Origin of the sequence: Pseudomonas sp. P7758, from assembly GCF_013386485.1 — a bacterium.
In the GTDB taxonomy this organism is placed as follows: domain Bacteria; phylum Pseudomonadota; class Gammaproteobacteria; order Pseudomonadales; family Pseudomonadaceae; genus Aquipseudomonas.
The window spans coordinates 1-18,634 of sequence record NZ_JACARS010000147.1; the positions used below are offsets into that span (position 1 = coordinate 1).

An 18,634-nucleotide genomic window follows, 5' to 3' on the forward strand; every position below is an offset into this window, starting at 1 on the left:
CCAAGGAGTCTAACCCAGCGTTTGGCCGGGCGACCACACGAAAACCGAGGTTTTGTTGGGTTATACTCGCGCCCCTCTTTACTCCCCGCCCGTTCCGGAGCCCGCATGACCCAGGATCAACTCAAACAGGCAGTGGCCCAGGCCGCCGTCGATTTAATCCTTCCTAAACTCGACGATAAAAGCATCGTCGGTGTCGGCACCGGTTCCACCGCCAATTGCTTTATCGATGCGCTGGCCCTGCACAAGGGCGCGTTCGACGGCGCGGTTGCCAGCTCCGAAGCCACCGCTGCGCGGCTCAAGGGCCACGGTATTCCGGTGTACGAGCTGAACACCGTCAGCGACCTGGAGTTCTACGTCGACGGCGCCGATGAAAGCGACGCACACCTGAACCTGATCAAGGGTGGCGGCGCAGCCCTGACCCGCGAGAAGATCGTCGCGGCCGTGGCCAAGACCTTCATCTGCATCGCCGACGCCAGCAAACTGGTGCCGGTACTCGGCGCGTTCCCGCTGCCGGTGGAAGTGATCCCGATGGCCCGCAGCCACGTGGCCCGCGAACTGGTGAAACTGGGCGGCGACCCGGTGTACCGCGAAGGCGTGCTGACCGACAACGGCAACATCATCATCGACGTGTTCAACATGCAGATCACCAACCCGGTGGAACTGGAGCGCCAGATCAACGCGATCGTCGGCGTCGTCACCAACGGTTTGTTTGCGGCCCGTCCGGCTGACGTACTGCTGCTGGGCACCCCGGAAGGCGTAAAAACGCTTAAGGCGTAATGCAAAACCCGTGTGGGAGCGGGCTTGCTCGCGAATGCGCAGTGTCAGTCACTGAATATGGCGCCTGATACACCGCATTCGCGAGCAAGCCCGCTCCCACATTTGTTCTGCACATGACTCAAGACTTGGTTTTTTTGAATACATAGAAAAGATTGGGCTCACTGACCATGTACAACGTGCCGTCGTTGTCCATGGCGATCCCCTCGGCCTGAGGCACGCGCTGCTTCAGGCCATGGCGCCCCTTGAGCAGCGACAGGCTGCTCAGGGGGCGACCGTCGATATCCAGTTCCAGCACCAAAAATGACTCATCCGACAGCGCCAGCAGATGACCGCTACGCTCGTCGTATTGCAGGCTCGACAGGTCGCGCACAAACAACCCGGCATCGCGCTTGGGGTTGTTGATCACGTGCACCGAGTAGGTTTTTTCCGGTTTGAAATGCGGAAAGCCGTGGACCTCGTAGATCAGCATCGGGTCGCGTTCCTTGGCCACAAACAGGCGCTTGCCCACCGAGTCATAGGCCAGGCCTTCGAAGCCCTTGTTGCCGCCCAGGTGCACGCCGAGGGTCATTTGCTCGGCGTCGGCGGCATCGAGGAATTGGGTGTCGTCATCCACATGGACCTTGATCAGCCGCTGCTGGCGTTCGTCGCTGATCACGTAGGTGTTGTCGCTGATGTACTCCACGGCCTCGGCATCGCCAAACCCCACCAGCGCAATGCGCCGCAGGATTTTGCCGTCCAGGGACAGTTCGACCAGCTCAGCGTTCTTGTTGGTCACGGTAAACAGGCTGTTGCGCACCGGATCAAAGGTCAGTGCCGAGACATCATCGTTGAGGCCGTCGATCACCTGCGCCTCCAGGGCCACCCGGTAATCCCCAAGGCCAATGGAGTGCTCCCCGGCGGGATTGCGCCAGGATTGCCAGTTGAACCAGGCACGCTCAAACAGGCGCAATTGCTGGGCAACCACACCGCACGCCACCAGGGCGATCAGGATCAGGATAAAAAAAGCAGGTTTGGGGCGGGCAAGTCGACGCATCGGGCGGGGCTCAGAGTAAAAACTGGCGAATGAATATCATGGTCGCCTGAATTTAAACTTAAACGCCCCGGGTGTCTGGCGGATGCCGCAGATAGAGAGAAATCTGACGTAATCGAACTACTGCGCCTGCTTCTCGAAGCGATAGAACAGGTTCGGCTCGCTGACCATATACAGCGTGCCGTTCTCGTCCATGGTCACGCCTTCGGCACGCGGGATGGTGTTCTTCAAGCCATTGAAGCCGCCGAGCAAGGTCATGAAGCTGACCTGCTCGCCCTTCTCGTCCAGTTCCAGCAACAGATGGGAGTCCGCCGACAGCGCCAGCAGGTGGCCGGTACGCGGGTCGACGGTCAGCGCCGACAGGTTGCGCATGTCCAGTTCAGTGCTGGCGAGCTTTTGCTTGGCGCCGGAGAGGGTCTGGCTGCCGTCGCTTTTCCAGGTGAACAGGGCCGGTGGGCGTTCTTCGCCGAGGATCAGCTGTTGGTTGCGCTTGTCCCAGGTCACCGCCTCAAAGGCTTTGTTCTGGTCCTTGGACGGGCCCAGGTCATAGGACGGGAAGTCGGCTTTGTTCAACTGCTGGGTCTGCGGGTCGACCTTGACGATGGTCAGGCTGTGCTGGCGCTCATCGACCACGGCCATCAGGCCGTTTTCCATCATGGTCACGCCTTCCGGGTTGTTCCAGCCGTTGAGCGGCATCTTGCGCAGCACGTCGCCTTGCAGGGTCAGTTCAACCAGGAACGGGTTCTTGCCCATCACCGAGAACAGGGTCTTGGTCAGCGGGTTATAGGCGAGGTCCGAGGCTTCGTCCTTCTCCATGCCGGGCAGCAGCTTGGCGTCGATCACCGCGTGGTAGTCCGGGAGCCAGACGCTTTCCAGGCGCTCGGCCGGGGTTTCGAAACCCTCCGCCAGCCACAACACACCGCGGTCGTCCCAGTGCATCGCCCAGGCCACGCCGTAAATGATCGCGCCGGCGAGGAACAGCCAGGAATACCAGCGCATGGCAAGGCGTGAACGAAACGTGGGTTTTACGGATGGGAGAGGCACGGCCATTACGCTTTCCAGAAAGTCAGCTTTAGGGGATAGCACAGGATCAAAAGGTCCGCGCGCAGGAGGCTGAGGATTATCCGGATGGGGTGTGAAAAAAATGCAAAAACACGATTGGGTGGCAGTACACAGATCAAATGTGGGAGCGGGCTTGCTCGCGAATGCGGAGTATCAGTCACTGAATCTGTCACTGATACACCGCTTTCGCGAGCAAGCCCGCTCCCACATTTTTGACCGCGTTTCGCCAGGTATTCAGCGAACGCTGCTTTCGAAGCGGCTCACACCCGGCAATTCCAGCACCAGCTCGTCACCCACATTCAGCGGGCCCACGCCTGCCGGCGTACCGGTGAGGATCACATCCCCGGCCTGCAACGAGAAGCAGCCGGCCATGTACTGGATCATCGGGATGATCGGGTTGAGCATGATCGCGCTGTTGCCGTCCTGGCGCACTTCGCCATTGATGGTCAGGCGAATGCCGATATCCGTCACATCCGGGAAGGTGCTGCCGACCACGAACGGTGCAATCACTGCCGCGCCATCAAACGACTTGGCGATTTCCCACGGCAAGCCCTTGGCTTTCAGCTCGGCCTGTTTGTCCCGCAGGGTCAGGTCCAGGGCCGGGGCGAAGCCGGAGATGGCGTCCAGCACTTCCTCGCGGCTCGGTTTGGCCGACAACGGCTTGCCGATCAACACCGCGATTTCCGCTTCGTAATGCACCGAACCGCGCTCGGTAGGGATGGCAAAACCGCCTTCCAGTGCCACTACGCAACTGCCAGGCTTGATAAACAGCAGCGGCTCGGTCGGTACCGGGTTATCCAGTTCCTTGGCGTGTTCGGCGTAGTTACGCCCGATGCACACCACCTTCCCCAGGGGAAAGTGAATATTGGTGCCGTCGACATACTTGTGCTGGTAGCTCATGGACCGACTCCTTCAGGGACTGTTAAACAGCGAAAATCTTGCCCGGGTTCATGATCCCGTTCGGGTCGAACACCGCTTTCACTGCCTTCATGTATTCAATTTCAACCGGCGAACGGCTGTAGGTCAGGTAATCGCGCTTGGTCATGCCCACGCCGTGTTCGGCGGAGATCGAGCCGTTGTACTTCTGCACGGTCTCGAACACCCACTTGTTGACGGTGGCGCACTTGGCGAAGAACTCGTCCTTGCTCAGGTTTTCCGGCTTGAGGATGTTCAGGTGCAGGTTGCCGTCGCCGATGTGGCCGAACCAGACGATTTCGAAGTCCGGGTAGTGTTCGCCGACAATCGCGTCGATTTCCTTCAGGAAGGCTGGCACTTTCGACACAGTCACCGAAATGTCGTTCTTGTACGGCGTCCAGTGGGAGATGGTCTCGGAGATGTACTCGCGCAGCTTCCACAGGTTGTGCAGTTGGGTTTCGCTCTGGCTCATCACGCCGTCCAGCACCCAGCCCTGCTCGACGCAGTGTTCGAACGTGGCCAGGGCATCGTTGGCCACTTCTTCGGTGGTCGCTTCAAATTCCAGCAGCGCGTAGAACGGGCAGTCGGACTCGAACGGCGCCGGCACATCGCCGCGACCGAGGACTTTGGCCAGGGCCTTGTCGGAAAAGAATTCGAAGGCGGTCAGGTCCAGCTTGCTCTGGAAGGCGTGCAACACCGGCATGATCGAGTCGAAATCGGTGGTGCCGAGCACCATCGCGGTGAGGTTTTTCGGCGCCCGGTCCAGGCGCATGGTCGCTTCGACCACAAAGCCCAGGGTGCCTTCAGCGCCGATGAACAGCTGGCGCATGTCGTAGCCGGTGGCGTTCTTGATCAGGTCTTTGTTCAACTCCAGCAGGTCGCCCTTGCCGGTGACGACTTTCATACCGGCCACCCAGTTACGGGTCATGCCGTAGCGAATGACCTTGATTCCGCCGGCATTGGTGCCGATATTGCCGCCAATCTGGCTGGAACCCGACGAGGCGAAATCCACCGGGTAGTACAGGCCTTTTTCTTCGGCGACGTTCTGCAATTGCTTGGTGACCACGCCCGGCTGGCACACGGCGGTGCGGTCGGTGAGGTTAACGTCGAGGATCTGGTTCATATAGTCGAACGACACAACCACTTCGCCATTCGCAGCGACGGCAGCGGCCGACAGGCCGGTACGGCCACCGGACGGCACCAGCGCGACCTTGTGCTCATTGGCCCAACGGACGATGGCCTGCACCTGCTCGGTGGTCTTCGGGAAGACGATGGCCACCGGGGCCGGCGCGAAATGCTTGGTCCAGTCCTTGCCATAAGCCTCAAGGGAGTCAGCATCGGTCAGGACCTTGCCAGGCTCAACCAGGGTCTTCAGCTCATCAATCAGGGCAGGATGGGTCATCGACAGAACTCTCGAACAATTCATGGTCATCCTGAGAACGCTTCACGTCGCAGGAATGGGTGTTTAGCGGGGCACGTATGCTAGCATACCGCCCCCGCAGGATAGTGCCCAAGGGCGTTCTGCGGTGACGGCTTTCCTGCCGTCCGGGTCAGCTTACGTGATCCGATTCCCTGCCATTTTTCTCCGGGATACAGGTTTACGCAGATGAGCAAGACTTCTCTCGATAAGAGCAAGATCAAGTTCCTTCTTCTGGAAGGCGTCCACCCATCGGCCGTCGAAGTCCTGAAGGCCGCCGGGTACACCAGCATTGAGTACATCACCAGTTCTCTGCCGGAAGCCCAGCTCAAGGAAAAGATCGCCGACGCGCACTTTATCGGCATTCGCTCCCGCACTCAGCTGACCGAAGAGATCTTCGATCACGCCAAGAAGTTGGTAGCTGTCGGCTGTTTCTGCATCGGCACCAACCAGGTCGACCTCAACGCAGCGCGCGAGCGCGGCATCGCGGTGTTCAACGCACCGTACTCCAACACCCGCTCCGTTGCTGAGCTGGTATTGGCCGAGGCGATCCTGTTGCTGCGCGGTATTCCCGAGAAGAACGCTTCCTGCCACCGTGGCGGCTGGATCAAGAGCGCAGCCAACTCCTTCGAAATCCGCGGCAAGAAGCTGGGTATCGTCGGTTACGGCTCGATCGGCACGCAGTTGTCGGTATTGGCCGAAGGCCTGGGCATGCAGGTGTTCTTCTACGACACCCTGACCAAGCTGCCATTGGGCAACGCCACCCAGGTGTCGAGCCTGACCGAGCTGCTGGGCATGTCCGACATCGTGACCCTGCACGTACCGGAAACCGCTGAGACCCAGTGGATGATCGGCGAGAAGGAAATCCGCGCCATCAAGAAGGGCGGGATCCTGATCAACGCTGCACGCGGCACCGTGGTCGAGCTGGACGCCCTGGCCGACGCGATCAAGGACAAGCACCTGATCGGCGCCGCCATCGACGTGTTCCCGGTTGAGCCGCGCTCTAACGACGACATCTTCGAAAGCCCGCTGCGTGGCCTGGACAACGTGATCCTGACCCCGCACATCGGCGGTTCCACCGCTGAAGCCCAAGCCAACATCGGCCTGGAAGTGTCGGAGAAACTGGTCAAGTACAGCGACAACGGTACGTCGGTGTCCTCGGTCAACTTCCCGGAAGTGGCTCTGCCGGCGCACCCTGGCAAGCACCGTCTGCTGCACATCCACCAGAACATCCCTGGCGTGATGATGGAGATCAACAAGGTCTTCGCGGAAAACGGCATCAACATTTCCGGTCAGTTCCTGCAGACCAACGAGAAAGTCGGCTACGTGGTTATCGACGTAGACGCCGAGTATTCGGACCTGGCGCAAGAGAAGCTGCAACACATCAACGGCACTATCCGTAGCCGCGTGTTGTTCTAATCGCTAAACGCGCATAAAAAAGGGAGACCCTCGGGTCTCCCTTTTTTTGTCTGAACAAATCTTACTTGACGTTAACCGTGATGACTTTCGAGGCTACAGTCGGGTTGAACTGCATGTGCAGTTTGTCGCCGGCTACCAGTTGCAGCGTGTGCTTGCCTGGGGTGAGGGTCAGCTCGGTTTCGGTCTGTGCCTTGCCGTAGTGGATCACGGTATCGGTGGCCGGGATCGGCACGCTGGCATCCGGCAATTCTTTCTGGTCGATCAGCAGGTGGTGGTGGCCGGTGCCCGGATCCTGACTGGTGGCCGGAGCCAGTTTCAGGCCTTCCATGCCGAATTTCACGGTGAAGGTTTTATCGACGGTGGCGCCATCTTTGGGCGACACGATGAACACTTTGGCACCTTCTGGTGGAGCGCTGCGCGGGATGCCATCAGCAGCGGTCGCCAGCATCGAAGCGCCCAGCAATAGGCTGGCCAGGGTTGCACGGGTCAAAAAGGCTTTCATTCACTTCTCCAGTTTTTCCGGGAAATCTGTAGGGTTATGACAACTTCGCGACAAATTGCTGTCCAAGGCATTCAACACCATAGCAAAGCGAGCCTGAACAACGCTTCGCTCATTCGAATTCTTTAGGAGCGACCATGCGTTTCCTGCCTGGCCTGTTACTTTTACTGCCCCTTGCAAGTCCCTTGGCCCATGCCGAACTGATCGACGATGTATTTGACCGCGGGGAACTGCGCATCGCAATGGAAGCCAACACCCCGCCCTTCAACTTCAAGGAAGGCGACAAACTCACCGGTTTTGAAGTGGAGCTGGGTGAGTTGCTGGCCAAGGAAATGGACGTACGCCCCTCCTTTATCACTGTCGATGCCGCCGAGTTGCTGCCCGGCGTGGAAAGCGCCAAGTACGACGTGGCCATCAACCATATCGCTATGACTCCTGAACTGGCGGATCGTTTCGACTTCAGCGAGCCCTACAGCTACTCCAGCGCACAGCTGATCGTGCGCAAGCAGGAACAGCGCCCGTTGGGCAGCTTTGCGGCGCTCAAGGGCAAGGCGTTGGGCGTGGCCCAGGGCAGCCAGTTTGTGGAGCAGGCGCGCACCGCCGAGGGCGTTGATTTGCGCAGCTATGCCGATGCCAGGCAGCCGCTCAAGGACGTTGCCGATCAACAGATCGATGCCGCCATCAGTGACCGGCTGCTGATTCCCTACGCGATTCGCGACAGCCAGCTGCCGGTGAAGGAAGGCGCAGACGTCGGCCCGACGCTGAGCCTGGCGATTCCGTTCCAGAAGGGTAACCCGGCGTTCAAGGCCAGCCTGGACAAGGCCTTGCAACGAGTGAAGGCCGATGGCCGGCTGGCGGCGTTGTCGGAGAAGTGGTTCGGGATGGATGCGAGCAAGCCGGTGAAAAAGGCCGAATAAACGACTCGGTCAATGTGGGAGCGGGCTTGCTCGCGAATGCGGTGGCTCGGCTTGAGCATCGGGTGACTGACACTGCGCTTTCGCGAGCAAGCCCGCTCCCACATGTTGATCTATGTCGGGCTTGAGTATTTTGCCAGGGCCGCTGCCGCTTCGGGCAATTCCAGCTCACTGAACACCAGCACCCCATGGCGCTTGAGCAATGCCGCCGTCACGCCTTCGCCCGTGACCTTCACGCCGGTGAAGGTACCGTCATAGGTCAGCAGATTGCCGCACGACGGGCTGTTGGCCTTGAGTACGGCGACGCGGATATTGTGACGCTGTACCAGCGCCAATGCCTGGCGGGCGCCATCGAGGAAGGCTTCGCTGAAGTCTTCCCCCTGGGCCGTCAGCACCTGGGCGCGGCCTTCCCACACGTCAATCCCCTGCCCGCCCGGGATTTCGGCAGACGGCCGTGGCGTCGGCAAGCCACCCGCCACTTCCGGGCACACGGCAACCACCCGGCCTTCGGCCTGCCACGCGGCCAATTGATCGAAAGGCCCGCTGGCCCCTCCGTCGTAGCGTACCCGGTGCCCCAGCAGGCAGCGGCTGACCAGAATCTTTTGCATCATCAAAACGGCTCGTTGCCCCGCCGGCGAAACCAGCCGGTGAGGGACAGGCGTTCGCGGGTGGCGGGCATGACTTCATGGGGGATTTCCCCCGACAGGAATACCACCAGGCAACCGCCGGTGGGCACCACATCGTATTCGACGTCGCCCTTGAGGTACATGCGCAACTGGCCGCCATGTTCCGGCAGCCAGGCGTTGTTCAAGTAGATCACCGCCGACACCATGCGCCGGTCGTCATCGCGAAAACGGTCCACATGCTTGAGGTAAAACGCCCCCGGCGGGTACATCGCGAAGTGGCTTTCGAAGTCTTCCAGGCCCAGGAACAGGCCACGGTTCATCGCCACCCGCAGGCTGTCCATCAGCTCCAGGTAGTTATCGCAGGCCACCACCTCGCCCGGCTCCAGCCACTGGATATGGTCACCCCGGATGCCCTCGCGAATCTCCTGGGAAGGCCCCCGTCCGACCGCCGCGGGCGCCAATTCACCTTCGGCGGCGCGTTTTTGGCACTCAGCCGCCAGTTCGAGGGTCAGAGCCTCGGGCAGGAAGATATTCTGCTGCGACCAGCCTTGTGCGGCCAGGTCATCGACAATGCGTAACAGCAGCGGGTGATCGGAGGGTATGGGCATGGCGCGCATAGTATCCATACGCCTGTGAATCCGACAGAGCCGCCGAGCGTCTGAATACACTTTAGTCAGGTGACCGATAGGATTTCTCGACAAATCCTACGCCCGACACGGACAATAGTGGCCGACTGACAGGAGTCCATATGCGTCGTTTGTTTTTTTCCTTGCTGATGTTCTGCGTTTTGCCCGCCTGGGCAGACAGCCATGACCAGTTGTACAAGGTCGCCGGCTGGGCAGACCAGCGCGCGCATTTTAATGACGCCCTCAGTGCCGCCCAGCAACGCTACCGCAACAGCCTGCCGCCGGCGGTGTATCAGGCGCTGGTGGACAACAGCAATAAACGCTTCGCGCCCCAGTCGGTAGACCAGCGCGCCGAAGCGCAACTGCGCAAGAATTTGGCGGACCCTAAGCCGGCACTGGCCTTCTTCCAGTCGCCGCTGGGCCGCAAGATTGTCGCCGCCGAGTTGCTGGCCACCCGCCGCGATCAGCTGGCGAAGAACGCCCAGGGCTTGCCGCACATGGAAGCCGATGCCACCCGCAGCCTGATCATCGGCCACCTGGCCCAGGCCTTGCCTGCGCGGGAAGCCGGGGCTGAAGTCAGCCTGGCGATTGCCGGCGTGGCGGCCGACAGCTTGAGCCAGATGATCCCCGGGCTGTTGGGCGGCGGCCAGGCGCAGGGCATGTTGAACGGCCAGCGTGAGCGCTTGATGCAGCAGATTGGCAATGATCTGAACAACACGCTGTTGTACGTCTACCGGGATTTGTCCGACCCGGAGCTGGAAGAGTTCGCGACGTTCGCGGAGTCGCCGGAGGGCAAGGCGTACTACAAGGCGGCACTGGCGGCGATTCGCGCCGGGCTGGCGGTCGGCCAAAGCACCTCAAGCCTGGCGCAGTAACCCTGTGGGAGCGGGCTTGCTCGCGAAGACGGTGTGCCAGTCACTGGTTATGCTAACTGATCGACCGCCTTCGCGAGCAAGCCCGCTCCCACATTTGGATTGCGTTATTTCAGGTGGTCGGTGAGAAACCCGAAGTATTGCTGCCGAATCTCCGGAATCTCATTCGCCAAGTGATGCCTGCCACGCGGCAGCATCAACACCTCCGGTTGGTCGAACTTGCTGCGCAGCACCTTCAGGTTGTGCTGCCAGTCCACCGTCATGTCTTCCTCACCCTGCACGATCAACGGCCGCCGCGTGCTGCGTGGCGCCGCTTCAACACGTTTGATCCAGCGCGCCAGGGCGCCCACCCAGGCAGTCGGCAACTGCCGTGGCTGCAACGGGTCGGCCTCCAGGAACGGCTTGAACTGCGGGTCGTTGGTGTTATCGCTGAAGCGCCGGGCAATGCCTTTGACGAACGGCCGGAGCAGGTAATAACTGAGCTGCGACCAGCCCCAGGCGCGGGGCCGCACCAGCGGTGACAACAGAAACGTCTTGCCCTGGGCCGGGCTGTCGACGCCATGGCTAAGCAGGTGATCCACCACAATCGCGCCGCCGGTGCTTTGCCCGAACAAGTGCCACGGCTGCGGCAATTGCAGCGCCCTGGCCTGTTCAAACAACGCCTGCACCACGTCCTGGTACACCGCAAAGTCATCAATGCTGGCCCGCTCGCCGCTGGACAGGCCATGGCCCGGCAAGTCGCAGGCGATCACCACAAAACCCTGGTCCAGCGCCCAGTCCACGGCATGCCGGTACAGGCCCATATGGTCGTAGAAGCCATGGAACAGGAACATCGTCGCCACCGGCACCGGTGGCCACCACACCTGGCAGACCACGTCGAACCCATCCACCGCAAACCGCCCCAGGCGGCTTGTCGCGGGCACCTTGCGGGCAGCGAGGTCCAGGCCGTAGAAGCGCTGGTAGACCCGGGCCTCGGCTGAAAGCGGCTGCGCGTCCACCAGTGGGCGCAAGCTTTCGCGTAGATGATCAGGGTCAAACGTAACGGGCATAAGAACTTCCAGACTGTGGCTTCAACGCATTGAACAGATGAATATCGAGCCGCGATATTCATCTGTCAGGGCAAGCATGGCAAGCTACGCATCCTCCGAGGATTGATCCAAATGCGACAGCCCTACCGCACCACCCTCTTCGCCAGCCTGATCGTGATCATTTGCGCCGGGGTGTTGTGGGCGGCGTATGACTGGTTCCAGGGACGCTACCTGCGGGCATTCAGTGAGCATACGGCGGTGTTTTCCGGTGACAGCCTGAGCCTGCCGGCCGAGCTTGCCGGCCCGGGCCCGATCCGCCTGGTGCACTTCTGGGACCCCGCCTGCCCGTGCAATGTCGGCAACCAGCAGCACCTTGGCGAGTTGATCGAGCAGTACGCCCCCCAGGGCGTGGAGTTCTATTCCCTGCAGAAAGCCGGCAGCCACGGGCAGTTGCCCGCCACCCTGGGCTCGATGAAGGCCCTCAAGGCCGTGCCCGGTGCCCAGCATCTGCCGGCCAGCCCTGCCGTGGGCATCTGGGACCGCAGCGGCAAGCTGGCGTATTTCGGGCCCTACAGCGAAGGGTTGACGTGTAACTCCAGCAATAGCTTTATCGAGCCGATCCTGCAAGCCCTCGAAGGCGGACGCGAGGTCAATGCGACCCACACCCTGGCGGTCGGCTGTTACTGCGAGTGGAACGGGGAAACGTCTCCACCCTGACCCGGCAAGCTGAACAGACGCTGTTCGTTCGACAAACTCGAACAACTGTATCGGCACGCTCCTGTATCGTAAGCAACTAGCCGTACAAGCAGACGACACGGGAACACATGAGCCAATTAACCATCATCCTCTGGATACTCAACGTCATCGTTGATACGTCCGGCCAGTTGGCGTTCAAAGCCGCAGCCTCAGCCAGCGCCGAGCATGACGGCATGGCCCACTGGCGCCATATGCTCAAGCGTCCGTGGATCTGGCTGGGCATCATCTGCTATGTGTTCGAATTCGTGCTGTGGCTGGCCTTCCTGACACTGGTGCCGTTGTCGGTCGGGGTGATGCTGGGCTCCATCAATATTGTCGTGATCATGATTGCCGGGCGTTTCCTGTTCAAGGAAAGCCTGAGCAAATGGCGGTTGATCGGCATCATGCTGATCGCCTGTGGCGTGACCGTCGTGGGGTTCGAGTAATGAAACGGTTTTATATCCTGGGTTTTCTGTCGCTGATCATTTTCGATACCTTGGCGCAGGTCAGTTTCAAGTTCGCCTCGATTCATGCCGAACCGCTGACGATGGACGCCGCCTGGTTGATCCGCGTGTTCGGTGCGCCATGGATCTACGGCGCATTCGTGGGCTACATCGGCGCGTTTTTCACCTGGATGACGCTGTTGAAATACGCCCCGGTGGGCCCGGCGTTTGCGGCCTCCCACCTGGAGCTGATCAGCGTGACGCTGATCTCCGTGTGGCTATTCAATGACACCTTGACCCTGCCCAAGGTCGTCGGCGGCGCGCTGATCATTGCGGGCATCCTGTGCCTGGCGCGCAGCGAAGACAAAGAAAGCAAGACCGTCGAGGCCGAACCCTCGCAGACGCTGGCGTCATGACGCCCGTTGTCAGCCAGCGGGAGATTCCGCCAACGGCGGGGCTTCCCCTGCGCTGGCAGGACTTGTTCAACCGCTCGGGCGACCTGGCCCGCGACCTGGCCCGACAGCTCGACATCCCGCTGCCGGCCCTGCCCTGCTCCGGCACCGCCGCGCTGATCATGGCGCTGCGGGTGTTGCAGCAGCGCACGCCGGGGCGCACCGAGCTTATCGTGCCGGCCTATACCTGCCCGCTGGTGGCCCTGGCGGCCCATCACTGCCCGCCTTTGCGCGTGGTGGCGTGCGATCTGCAGCCCGGCAGCATCGACCTGGACGAACACCAGCTGGCGCAGCTGTGCAACCAAAACACCTTGGCGATCGTCGTCACTCACCTGGCCGGGCGTGTGGCGGATGTGGAGGCTGCCAAGCGCATTGCCGAGCCACTCGGCATTGCGGTGATCGAAGACGCCGCCCAAGCCATGGGCGCACTGGATGATGGAAAAAGCGTCGGACTGAAAGGCGACATCGGCTTTTTCAGCATGGCGCTGGGCAAAGGCCTGACGACGGCTGAAGGCGGTGTGTTGTTCAGCCGGGATCCGGCGCTGCATCAGGCGTTGCACCAGCAATGCCGGCAGGACTTGCCCTTCAGCCTGCGCTGGGAAGTGCAACGCAGCGCCGAGCTGTGGGGCTATGCCGCGGCGTATCAGCCCCGCGGGCTGAAGTACGTGTACGGCAAACCGCTGCGGGCGGCGCTGGCGCGGGGCGATGAAGTGGCGGCGGTGGGCGATGATTTTTCCGTCAACGATATTCCGTTGCACCGGTTGGGCGGCTATCGCCAGAAGGTCGGCGCCGCAGCCCTGGCCCGCTTGCCCGAGCATTTGCAGCAAGGCCGCCTGCGGGCCTTGCGTCGCGTGGCGCAGTTGAGCAGCTTGCCCGGCGTGTCGGTGTTGACCGACAGCCCGGGCCAGCAAGGCACCTGGCCGTTCCTGATGGTGGTGATGCCCAGCGCACAAACCCGCGATACCGCGATGGCGCAGCTGTGGACGGCAGGCCTGGGCGTGACCCGCCTGTTCATCCACGTATTGCCGGGCTACCCGGCACTCACCCCGCTGTTACAGCAAGGCGCCGATATCCCCCGCGCGCAAAGCTTCGCCGCCCAGACACTGTCGATCAGCAATAGCCACTGGCTGACGGACGAGCTGTTCGAGCAAGTGCTGGATCATCTGCGGCGGATTCTTAAACGCTAGGCCCAGCTTTGATCGATACGGGTCAACAAGCGCGCATTCAGCTCATTCTGCTGCTGTTGCCAGATCACCACCTGGTTCTCCGGCAGCTCTTCCTGGCCATCCGACGCACTCAGCCAGCGCTTGAACTTGCTCTGGTAGTGGTAGGCGGACACGTCGCCGGTAATGTCCGCGCCAATAATGCTGCCGTGGCAGGCATCGATCAGCGCATTCAAATGCTTCTCCAGAAACTCGCCCTGGTCCCAGTTGGTATTCACCACCTGCGGGCTCAGCACGTCTTTGTCGATGGAGAGATACACCGGCAGCGAAGGGTCGAGCTGCGCCAGGAACGCGCTCATCAACTCGTCCGCGCTGGTGAATGCACGATTGCTGCGGCCTGCGCCGATCCAGTTCAACCAGCGGGTATCGACGTTGGTGTTCCAGTAGGTCAGCTTGCGTTTCACCAGCGGCGACCAGTGATTCTCCCAGGCGTGCTTGAGGGAAATGTCCGGCGAGCCAATGCCCAGCACGTGAACGTGCTCGACCTGCGGCAGGCGGCTGGCCCAGTAGACCCAGGACCCACAATGGATACCAAACGGATAACGCATGTTGTCCGGGTGGTTATCGCAAATGATCAGCTGGATCTTTTGCTGGGTGGGAAGACGGTTCAACAACAGCTGGCTGAGGTGGTGATAATCACCGCTGCCGGTAAACACACAGCCGTAATCGCTGGGCATCTGCGCGTGCAGGGCGCTCTCCAGCTCCTTGAACTGCGCCCAGCGGCAGCCGAAACGGATTTTCTCCTGCCAGGCTTGCAACGGCAGGGTAAGGGCGCCGGGAATGTTATTCACGGCCCCGTCAAAATCGAGGATCAATGCGGGACGGGCCTGGCTCATGCGGTTTGCTCCTGCTGCCACTGGGTATCGCTTTCAAAATGGTGCCGGAAACGGTTCATCACTTTGCGCAGCAGCGGGTTCCTCACCCACACCAGATGGCGGGTAAACGTGAACTTGGCGCCGAGGCTGGATTTGACCTGCGGATCGGTCCACCCCGCGACATAAAACTGCAGGCCCTTTTCCAGGGCGAACTCCAGGTTCACAAACCAGCTGACGAAGTACAGGTTGTGCTCCAGCGCCAGCGGGTAGTTCAGGCCGATGTACTTGTCGAGCAACTTGCCGTCTTGCTGGTAGCACAGGTTATAGCCAACCAGTTCGTCCTCGTCCCAGTAGCAGAACACATGCCCGCCGCTGTCGGCATCGGTGAGCAACTGGATGAAGAACTCGGGCGTGAGCAAGTCGAAGTGGATTTCGCTCTGTGCGTACACCGCCTTGTACAGCCGATACAGTTCCTGCTGCCATTGCTCATCGCTGAAGCGGGCATCGCCGGTGTCCAGGATCTCGATGCGCAGCTCATCACGGCTGCGCAGCTTGCGGCGGATATTGCGGCGACGGCTGTGGGACAACCGCGACAGATACTCATCCGTCGAGCTGAAGTCGATCGGTACATAGGCCAGCGCCTGGCCCTCTACATTGATGAATCCGCGCTGGGTGCAGGCCTCGATCAACGCGTGTGCGTAGCGATTGTCCTCAACGCTGAGCAGCGGAGAATCCAGCGGCACATCCTTGACGATGGTGAGCTTGCGTTGCGGTGCACACTCCTGTTGCAGCCATTGCGCCATGTCCTGTGGCGCTACGTTCAGCGGGAACGGGGAATATTCGCTGACCGTGGTGCCGATAAAACAGGTGTCGATATGCAGCCATGACTGCCACAAACGGTACCCCGGCCAACTGCGCAGGCGGCTACGCAGCTCATCGTCGGCGGTGGTCTGCAGGTCGAACCGGGTGAAAAAGTACGGCAGTCCCTGTGCTGACAGCTGGGCAGTGAAACCCACCGGCGGGTATCGCAAAAAATTGCTGATCAGCGATGGCGTTTCCATGCAGCAGGCATAAGGCACCTGTGCACGGCTGGGATCTGTCATAAATTGCATTCCGAAAGTGATAGCAAAGGCGCGCCCGGATGACGGGGTGAATCATCGCGCCGCTGGTTTCATGTAACAGAGTAAACATAATACTCCGCCTACCCGCGGCCCACTTCAGAACCCCCACTTCATGCAGCTCAGGTTCAGGGAGCACGAACCCGAGAGCATTTTCCGCAGCGCTCGCCAAACCCACTAAACTGCCCGAATCTTCACGGTGACCGACTAATAAGGGACAACCCATGAAACGCATCCTGACCGCGCTGGCCATCCTGCTCGTAGCCCTTATGGTTGGCGCCGGCTGGTACGTGTACATCAAGCAGCCGACCCGCCAGGGCACGGTGGAGCTGGCCCATCTGCAAGGTTCGGTCACGGTGCGCTACGACGACCGAGGCGTGCCGCATATCCGCGCCGAGAACGAGACCGACCTGTACCGTGCCCTCGGCTACGTACATGCCCAGGACCGGCTGTTCCAGATGGAAATCATGCGGCGCCTGTCCCGTGGCGAGCTGGCCGAGGTGCTGGGACCCAAGTTGCTGGAGACCGACAAACTGTTCCGCAGCCTGCGCATTCGCGAGCGCGCCTTGAGCTACGTCGAGCACATGGACCATGAGTCTGCGTCCTGGAAGGCCCTGCAAGCCTACCTGGACGGGGTGAACCAGTATCAGGACAGCCACGCCAAACCCATGGAGTTCGACGTACTGGGCATCCCCAAGCGCCCGTTCACCGCCGAAGACACCATCAGTGTCGCCGGCTACCTGGCCTACAGCTTTGCCGCAGCCTTTCGTACCGAACCCTTGCTGACCTACGTACGCGATCAGTTGGGCAACGACTACCTGAAGGTCTTCGACCTCGACTGGCAGCCCAAGGGCGCGCTGAACCTGGCGGCCGGTGACTGGAAAGACCTCGGCGCCATTGCCCAGTTGAGCGAACAGGCCATGGCCGACAACGGCCTGCCGCAGTTCGAAGGCAGCAATGCCTGGGCCATCAGCGGCAGCCGCACCAAGAGCGGCAAGCCGTTGCTGGCGGGTGACCCGCATATCCGTTTCTCGGTGCCGTCGGTGTGGTACGAGGCGCAGCTGTCGGCGCCGGGCTTCGAGCTTTACGGCTATCACAACGCGCTGGTGCCGGTGGCGTTCCTGGGCCACAACAAGGATTTCGGCTGGAGCCTGACCATGTTCCAGAACGATGACCTCGACCTGATCGCCGAGAAGGTCAACCCGGACAACCCCAACCAGGTCTGGTACCACGACAAGTGGGTGGACATGACCAGCAGCGAGCAACAGATCGCGGTCAAGGGCCAGGACCCGGTAACCTTGACGCTGCGCACCTCGCCCCACGGTCCGATCATCAATGACGTGCTCGGCGAGAATGCCGGCAAGACGCCGATTGCCATGTGGTGGGCATTCCTGGATACCGAAAACCCGATCCTCGACGGTTTCTATCAGCTCAACCGTGCCGATACCCTCGCCAAAGCGCGTGCGGCGGCGGCCAAGGTCCAGGCGCCTGGCTTGAACATCGTATGGGCCAATGCCAAGGGCGATATCGGCTGGTGGGCGGCAGCGCAATTGCCGATCCGCCCGGCCGGGGTCAACCCGGGCTTTATCCTCGACGGCAGTACCGCCCAGGCGGACAAGCTCGGTTTCTACCCATTCAGCGCCAACCCCCAGGAAGAAAACCCGGCCCGCGGATATGTTGTGTCCGCCAATGCCCAGCCGGCGTCACCCACCGGCATGCCGATCCCCGGGTATTACAACCTGGCAGACCGTGGCCAGCAGTTGAACGCGCAACTGAGCGACAACAGCGTGAAATGGGACGTGGACAACAGCCAGGCCTTGCAGCTCGGCACCACCACCGCCTACGGCCCACGGCTGCTGGCACCGCTGCTGCCGGTGCTGCGTGAGGTGGTCAAGGACCCGGCGCAGTTGAAGCTGGTGGAGCAACTGGCAGCCTGGAAAGGCGATTACCCGCTGGACTCCACCAGTGCCACGCTGTTCAACCAGTTCCTGTTCAACCTCACTGACGCGGCGTTCCACCCGAAACTGGGCGATGGGATGTTCAAGACCTTGCTCACCACTCGGGTAGTGGACGCAGCCTTGCCGCGCCTGGCCGCTTCAGCGGATTCGCCGTGGTGGGATGGCCACCGCGCCGAGACCGTCAAGCTTGCCTGGGACAACAGCCTGCAACACCTCAAGGCGACCTTTGGTGACGACCCATCGCAGTGGCAATGGGGCAAGGCCCACACCCTGACCCACGGCCATCCACTGGGCTCGCAGAAGCCGTTGGACAAGATCGTCAACGTGGGCCCGTTTGCCGCTCCCGGCACCCATGAAGTGCCCAACAACCAATCCGCACAGATCGGCCCGGCGCCGTGGCCGGTGACGTACGGGCCGTCGACCCGGCGCCTGATTGATTTCGCCGATGCCGCACATGGGCTGACCATCAACCCGGTCGGGCAGAGTGGTGTGCCGTTCGACAAGCACTATTCCGATCAGGCGGAAACGTACATCGAAGGCGGGTATGAGCAGGCGCATTTCAATGATGAGGAAGTGACGGCGAATACCCGCAGTACGCTCAAGCTGTTGCCGGCCCGGACACCGCAATAACTGAAGAAACAAAAAACCAATGTGGGAGCGGGCTTGCTCGCGAATGCGGTGGATCAGTCAATACATCTGGTTACT

At 61.1% G+C, this 18,634-nt stretch carries 19 protein-coding genes; 9 read left to right on the forward strand and 10 right to left on the reverse strand.

Going from position 1 to position 18,634, the window contains the following annotated elements; genetic code table 11:
- Positions 1-105: 105 nt before the first annotated feature.
- Entirely contained in the window at positions 106-777 is a 672-nt protein-coding gene (rpiA, locus tag HX873_RS26970) for a ribose-5-phosphate isomerase RpiA (protein WP_008438935.1), read from the forward strand.
- Between the two features lie 118 nt (positions 778-895).
- On the opposite strand, the gene HX873_RS26975 is transcribed toward rpiA, so the two are convergent.
- The 4 genes from HX873_RS26975 to HX873_RS26990 all read right to left on the reverse strand — a co-directional run bounded on the left by HX873_RS26975 (position 896) and on the right by HX873_RS26990 (position 5,186).
- Complete coding sequence (locus tag HX873_RS26975) at positions 896-1,810, reverse strand: SdiA-regulated domain-containing protein (RefSeq protein WP_003213837.1); 915 nt, start codon at positions 1,808-1,810, stop codon at positions 896-898.
- A 117-nt stretch (positions 1,811-1,927) separates the two neighbouring features.
- Entirely contained in the window at positions 1,928-2,857 is a 930-nt protein-coding gene (locus tag HX873_RS26980) for an SdiA-regulated domain-containing protein (protein ID WP_177123470.1), read from the reverse strand.
- Between the two features lie 246 nt (positions 2,858-3,103).
- A complete protein-coding gene (locus HX873_RS26985; RefSeq protein WP_003213842.1) occupies positions 3,104-3,769 on the reverse strand; it encodes a fumarylacetoacetate hydrolase family protein in 666 nt (221 codons plus the stop codon).
- A 22-nt stretch (positions 3,770-3,791) separates the two neighbouring features.
- Positions 3,792-5,186 (reverse strand): FAD-binding oxidoreductase, encoded by a 1,395-nt coding sequence (locus tag HX873_RS26990; protein WP_003213844.1) that lies wholly within the window; start codon positions 5,184-5,186, stop codon positions 3,792-3,794.
- A 204-nt stretch (positions 5,187-5,390) separates the two neighbouring features.
- Here HX873_RS26990 and serA point away from each other — a divergent pair, with 204 nt between their 5' ends.
- A complete protein-coding gene (gene serA, locus HX873_RS26995) occupies positions 5,391-6,620 on the forward strand; it encodes a phosphoglycerate dehydrogenase (protein ID WP_003213846.1) in 1,230 nt (409 codons plus the stop codon).
- A gap of 61 nt (positions 6,621-6,681) precedes the next feature.
- On the opposite strand, the gene HX873_RS27000 is transcribed toward serA, so the two are convergent.
- Complete coding sequence (locus HX873_RS27000) at positions 6,682-7,122, reverse strand: DUF4399 domain-containing protein (RefSeq protein ID WP_003213848.1); 441 nt, start codon at positions 7,120-7,122, stop codon at positions 6,682-6,684.
- A gap of 134 nt (positions 7,123-7,256) precedes the next feature.
- On the opposite strand from HX873_RS27000, the gene HX873_RS27005 reads away from it, so the two are divergent.
- Positions 7,257-8,036, forward strand: a complete 780-nt coding sequence (locus tag HX873_RS27005) for a transporter substrate-binding domain-containing protein (RefSeq protein WP_177022348.1) — start codon at positions 7,257-7,259, stop codon at positions 8,034-8,036.
- 110 nt (positions 8,037-8,146) lie between these two features.
- Here the strand turns inward: HX873_RS27005 and HX873_RS27010 are convergent, their stop codons facing one another.
- Positions 8,147-8,641, reverse strand: a complete 495-nt coding sequence (locus HX873_RS27010) for a DUF523 domain-containing protein (RefSeq protein WP_177123473.1) — start codon at positions 8,639-8,641, stop codon at positions 8,147-8,149.
- Between the two features lie 2 nt (positions 8,642-8,643).
- Positions 8,644-9,276, reverse strand: a complete 633-nt coding sequence (locus tag HX873_RS27015; RefSeq protein ID WP_003213854.1) for a 2OG-Fe(II) oxygenase — start codon at positions 9,274-9,276, stop codon at positions 8,644-8,646.
- A gap of 131 nt (positions 9,277-9,407) precedes the next feature.
- Here HX873_RS27015 and HX873_RS27020 point away from each other — a divergent pair, with 131 nt between their 5' ends.
- Entirely contained in the window at positions 9,408-10,160 is a 753-nt protein-coding gene (locus tag HX873_RS27020) for a DUF2059 domain-containing protein (protein ID WP_008438922.1), read from the forward strand.
- 104 nt (positions 10,161-10,264) lie between these two features.
- Here the strand turns inward: HX873_RS27020 and HX873_RS27025 are convergent, their stop codons facing one another.
- On the reverse strand, positions 10,265-11,206 hold the full coding sequence (locus HX873_RS27025; protein WP_008438921.1) for an alpha/beta hydrolase: 942 nt from the start codon (positions 11,204-11,206) through the stop codon (positions 10,265-10,267).
- 111 nt (positions 11,207-11,317) lie between these two features.
- Between HX873_RS27025 and HX873_RS27030 the strand changes: the two genes are divergently transcribed.
- The 4 genes from HX873_RS27030 (at position 11,318) to HX873_RS27045 (ending at position 14,002) form a co-directional block, all read left to right on the forward strand.
- Positions 11,318-11,902 (forward strand): DUF6436 domain-containing protein, encoded by a 585-nt coding sequence (locus tag HX873_RS27030; RefSeq protein ID WP_003213861.1) that lies wholly within the window; start codon positions 11,318-11,320, stop codon positions 11,900-11,902.
- Between the two features lie 107 nt (positions 11,903-12,009).
- A complete protein-coding gene (locus HX873_RS27035) occupies positions 12,010-12,366 on the forward strand; it encodes an EamA family transporter (protein WP_003213864.1) in 357 nt (118 codons plus the stop codon).
- Positions 12,366-12,779 (forward strand): multidrug efflux SMR transporter, encoded by a 414-nt coding sequence (locus HX873_RS27040; RefSeq protein ID WP_003213866.1) that lies wholly within the window; start codon positions 12,366-12,368, stop codon positions 12,777-12,779. Before HX873_RS27035 ends, HX873_RS27040 begins: the two co-directional genes overlap by 1 nt.
- Entirely contained in the window at positions 12,776-14,002 is a 1,227-nt protein-coding gene (locus HX873_RS27045; protein ID WP_008438915.1) for a DegT/DnrJ/EryC1/StrS family aminotransferase, read from the forward strand. Before HX873_RS27040 ends, HX873_RS27045 begins: the two co-directional genes overlap by 4 nt.
- Here the strand turns inward: HX873_RS27045 and HX873_RS27050 are convergent.
- Positions 13,999-14,874 carry a hypothetical protein gene (locus tag HX873_RS27050; RefSeq protein WP_003213870.1) on the reverse strand — a complete coding sequence of 292 codons (876 nt, stop codon included), beginning with the start codon at positions 14,872-14,874 and terminating at the stop codon, positions 13,999-14,001. The two genes, HX873_RS27045 and HX873_RS27050, sit on opposite strands and share 4 nt — an antisense overlap.
- The gene (locus HX873_RS27055; protein ID WP_177123471.1) at positions 14,871-15,956 is read right to left on the reverse strand and encodes a GNAT family N-acetyltransferase; all 1,086 of its coding nucleotides are present in this window, start codon (positions 15,954-15,956) and stop codon (positions 14,871-14,873) included. Before HX873_RS27055 ends, HX873_RS27050 begins: the two co-directional genes overlap by 4 nt.
- Before the next feature lie 239 nt (positions 15,957-16,195).
- Between HX873_RS27055 and HX873_RS27060 the strand changes: the two genes are divergently transcribed.
- Positions 16,196-18,559 carry a penicillin acylase family protein gene (locus HX873_RS27060; RefSeq protein WP_177123472.1) on the forward strand — a complete coding sequence of 788 codons (2,364 nt, stop codon included), beginning with the start codon at positions 16,196-16,198 and terminating at the stop codon, positions 18,557-18,559.
- The last annotated feature ends 75 nt before the right edge of the window (positions 18,560-18,634 follow it).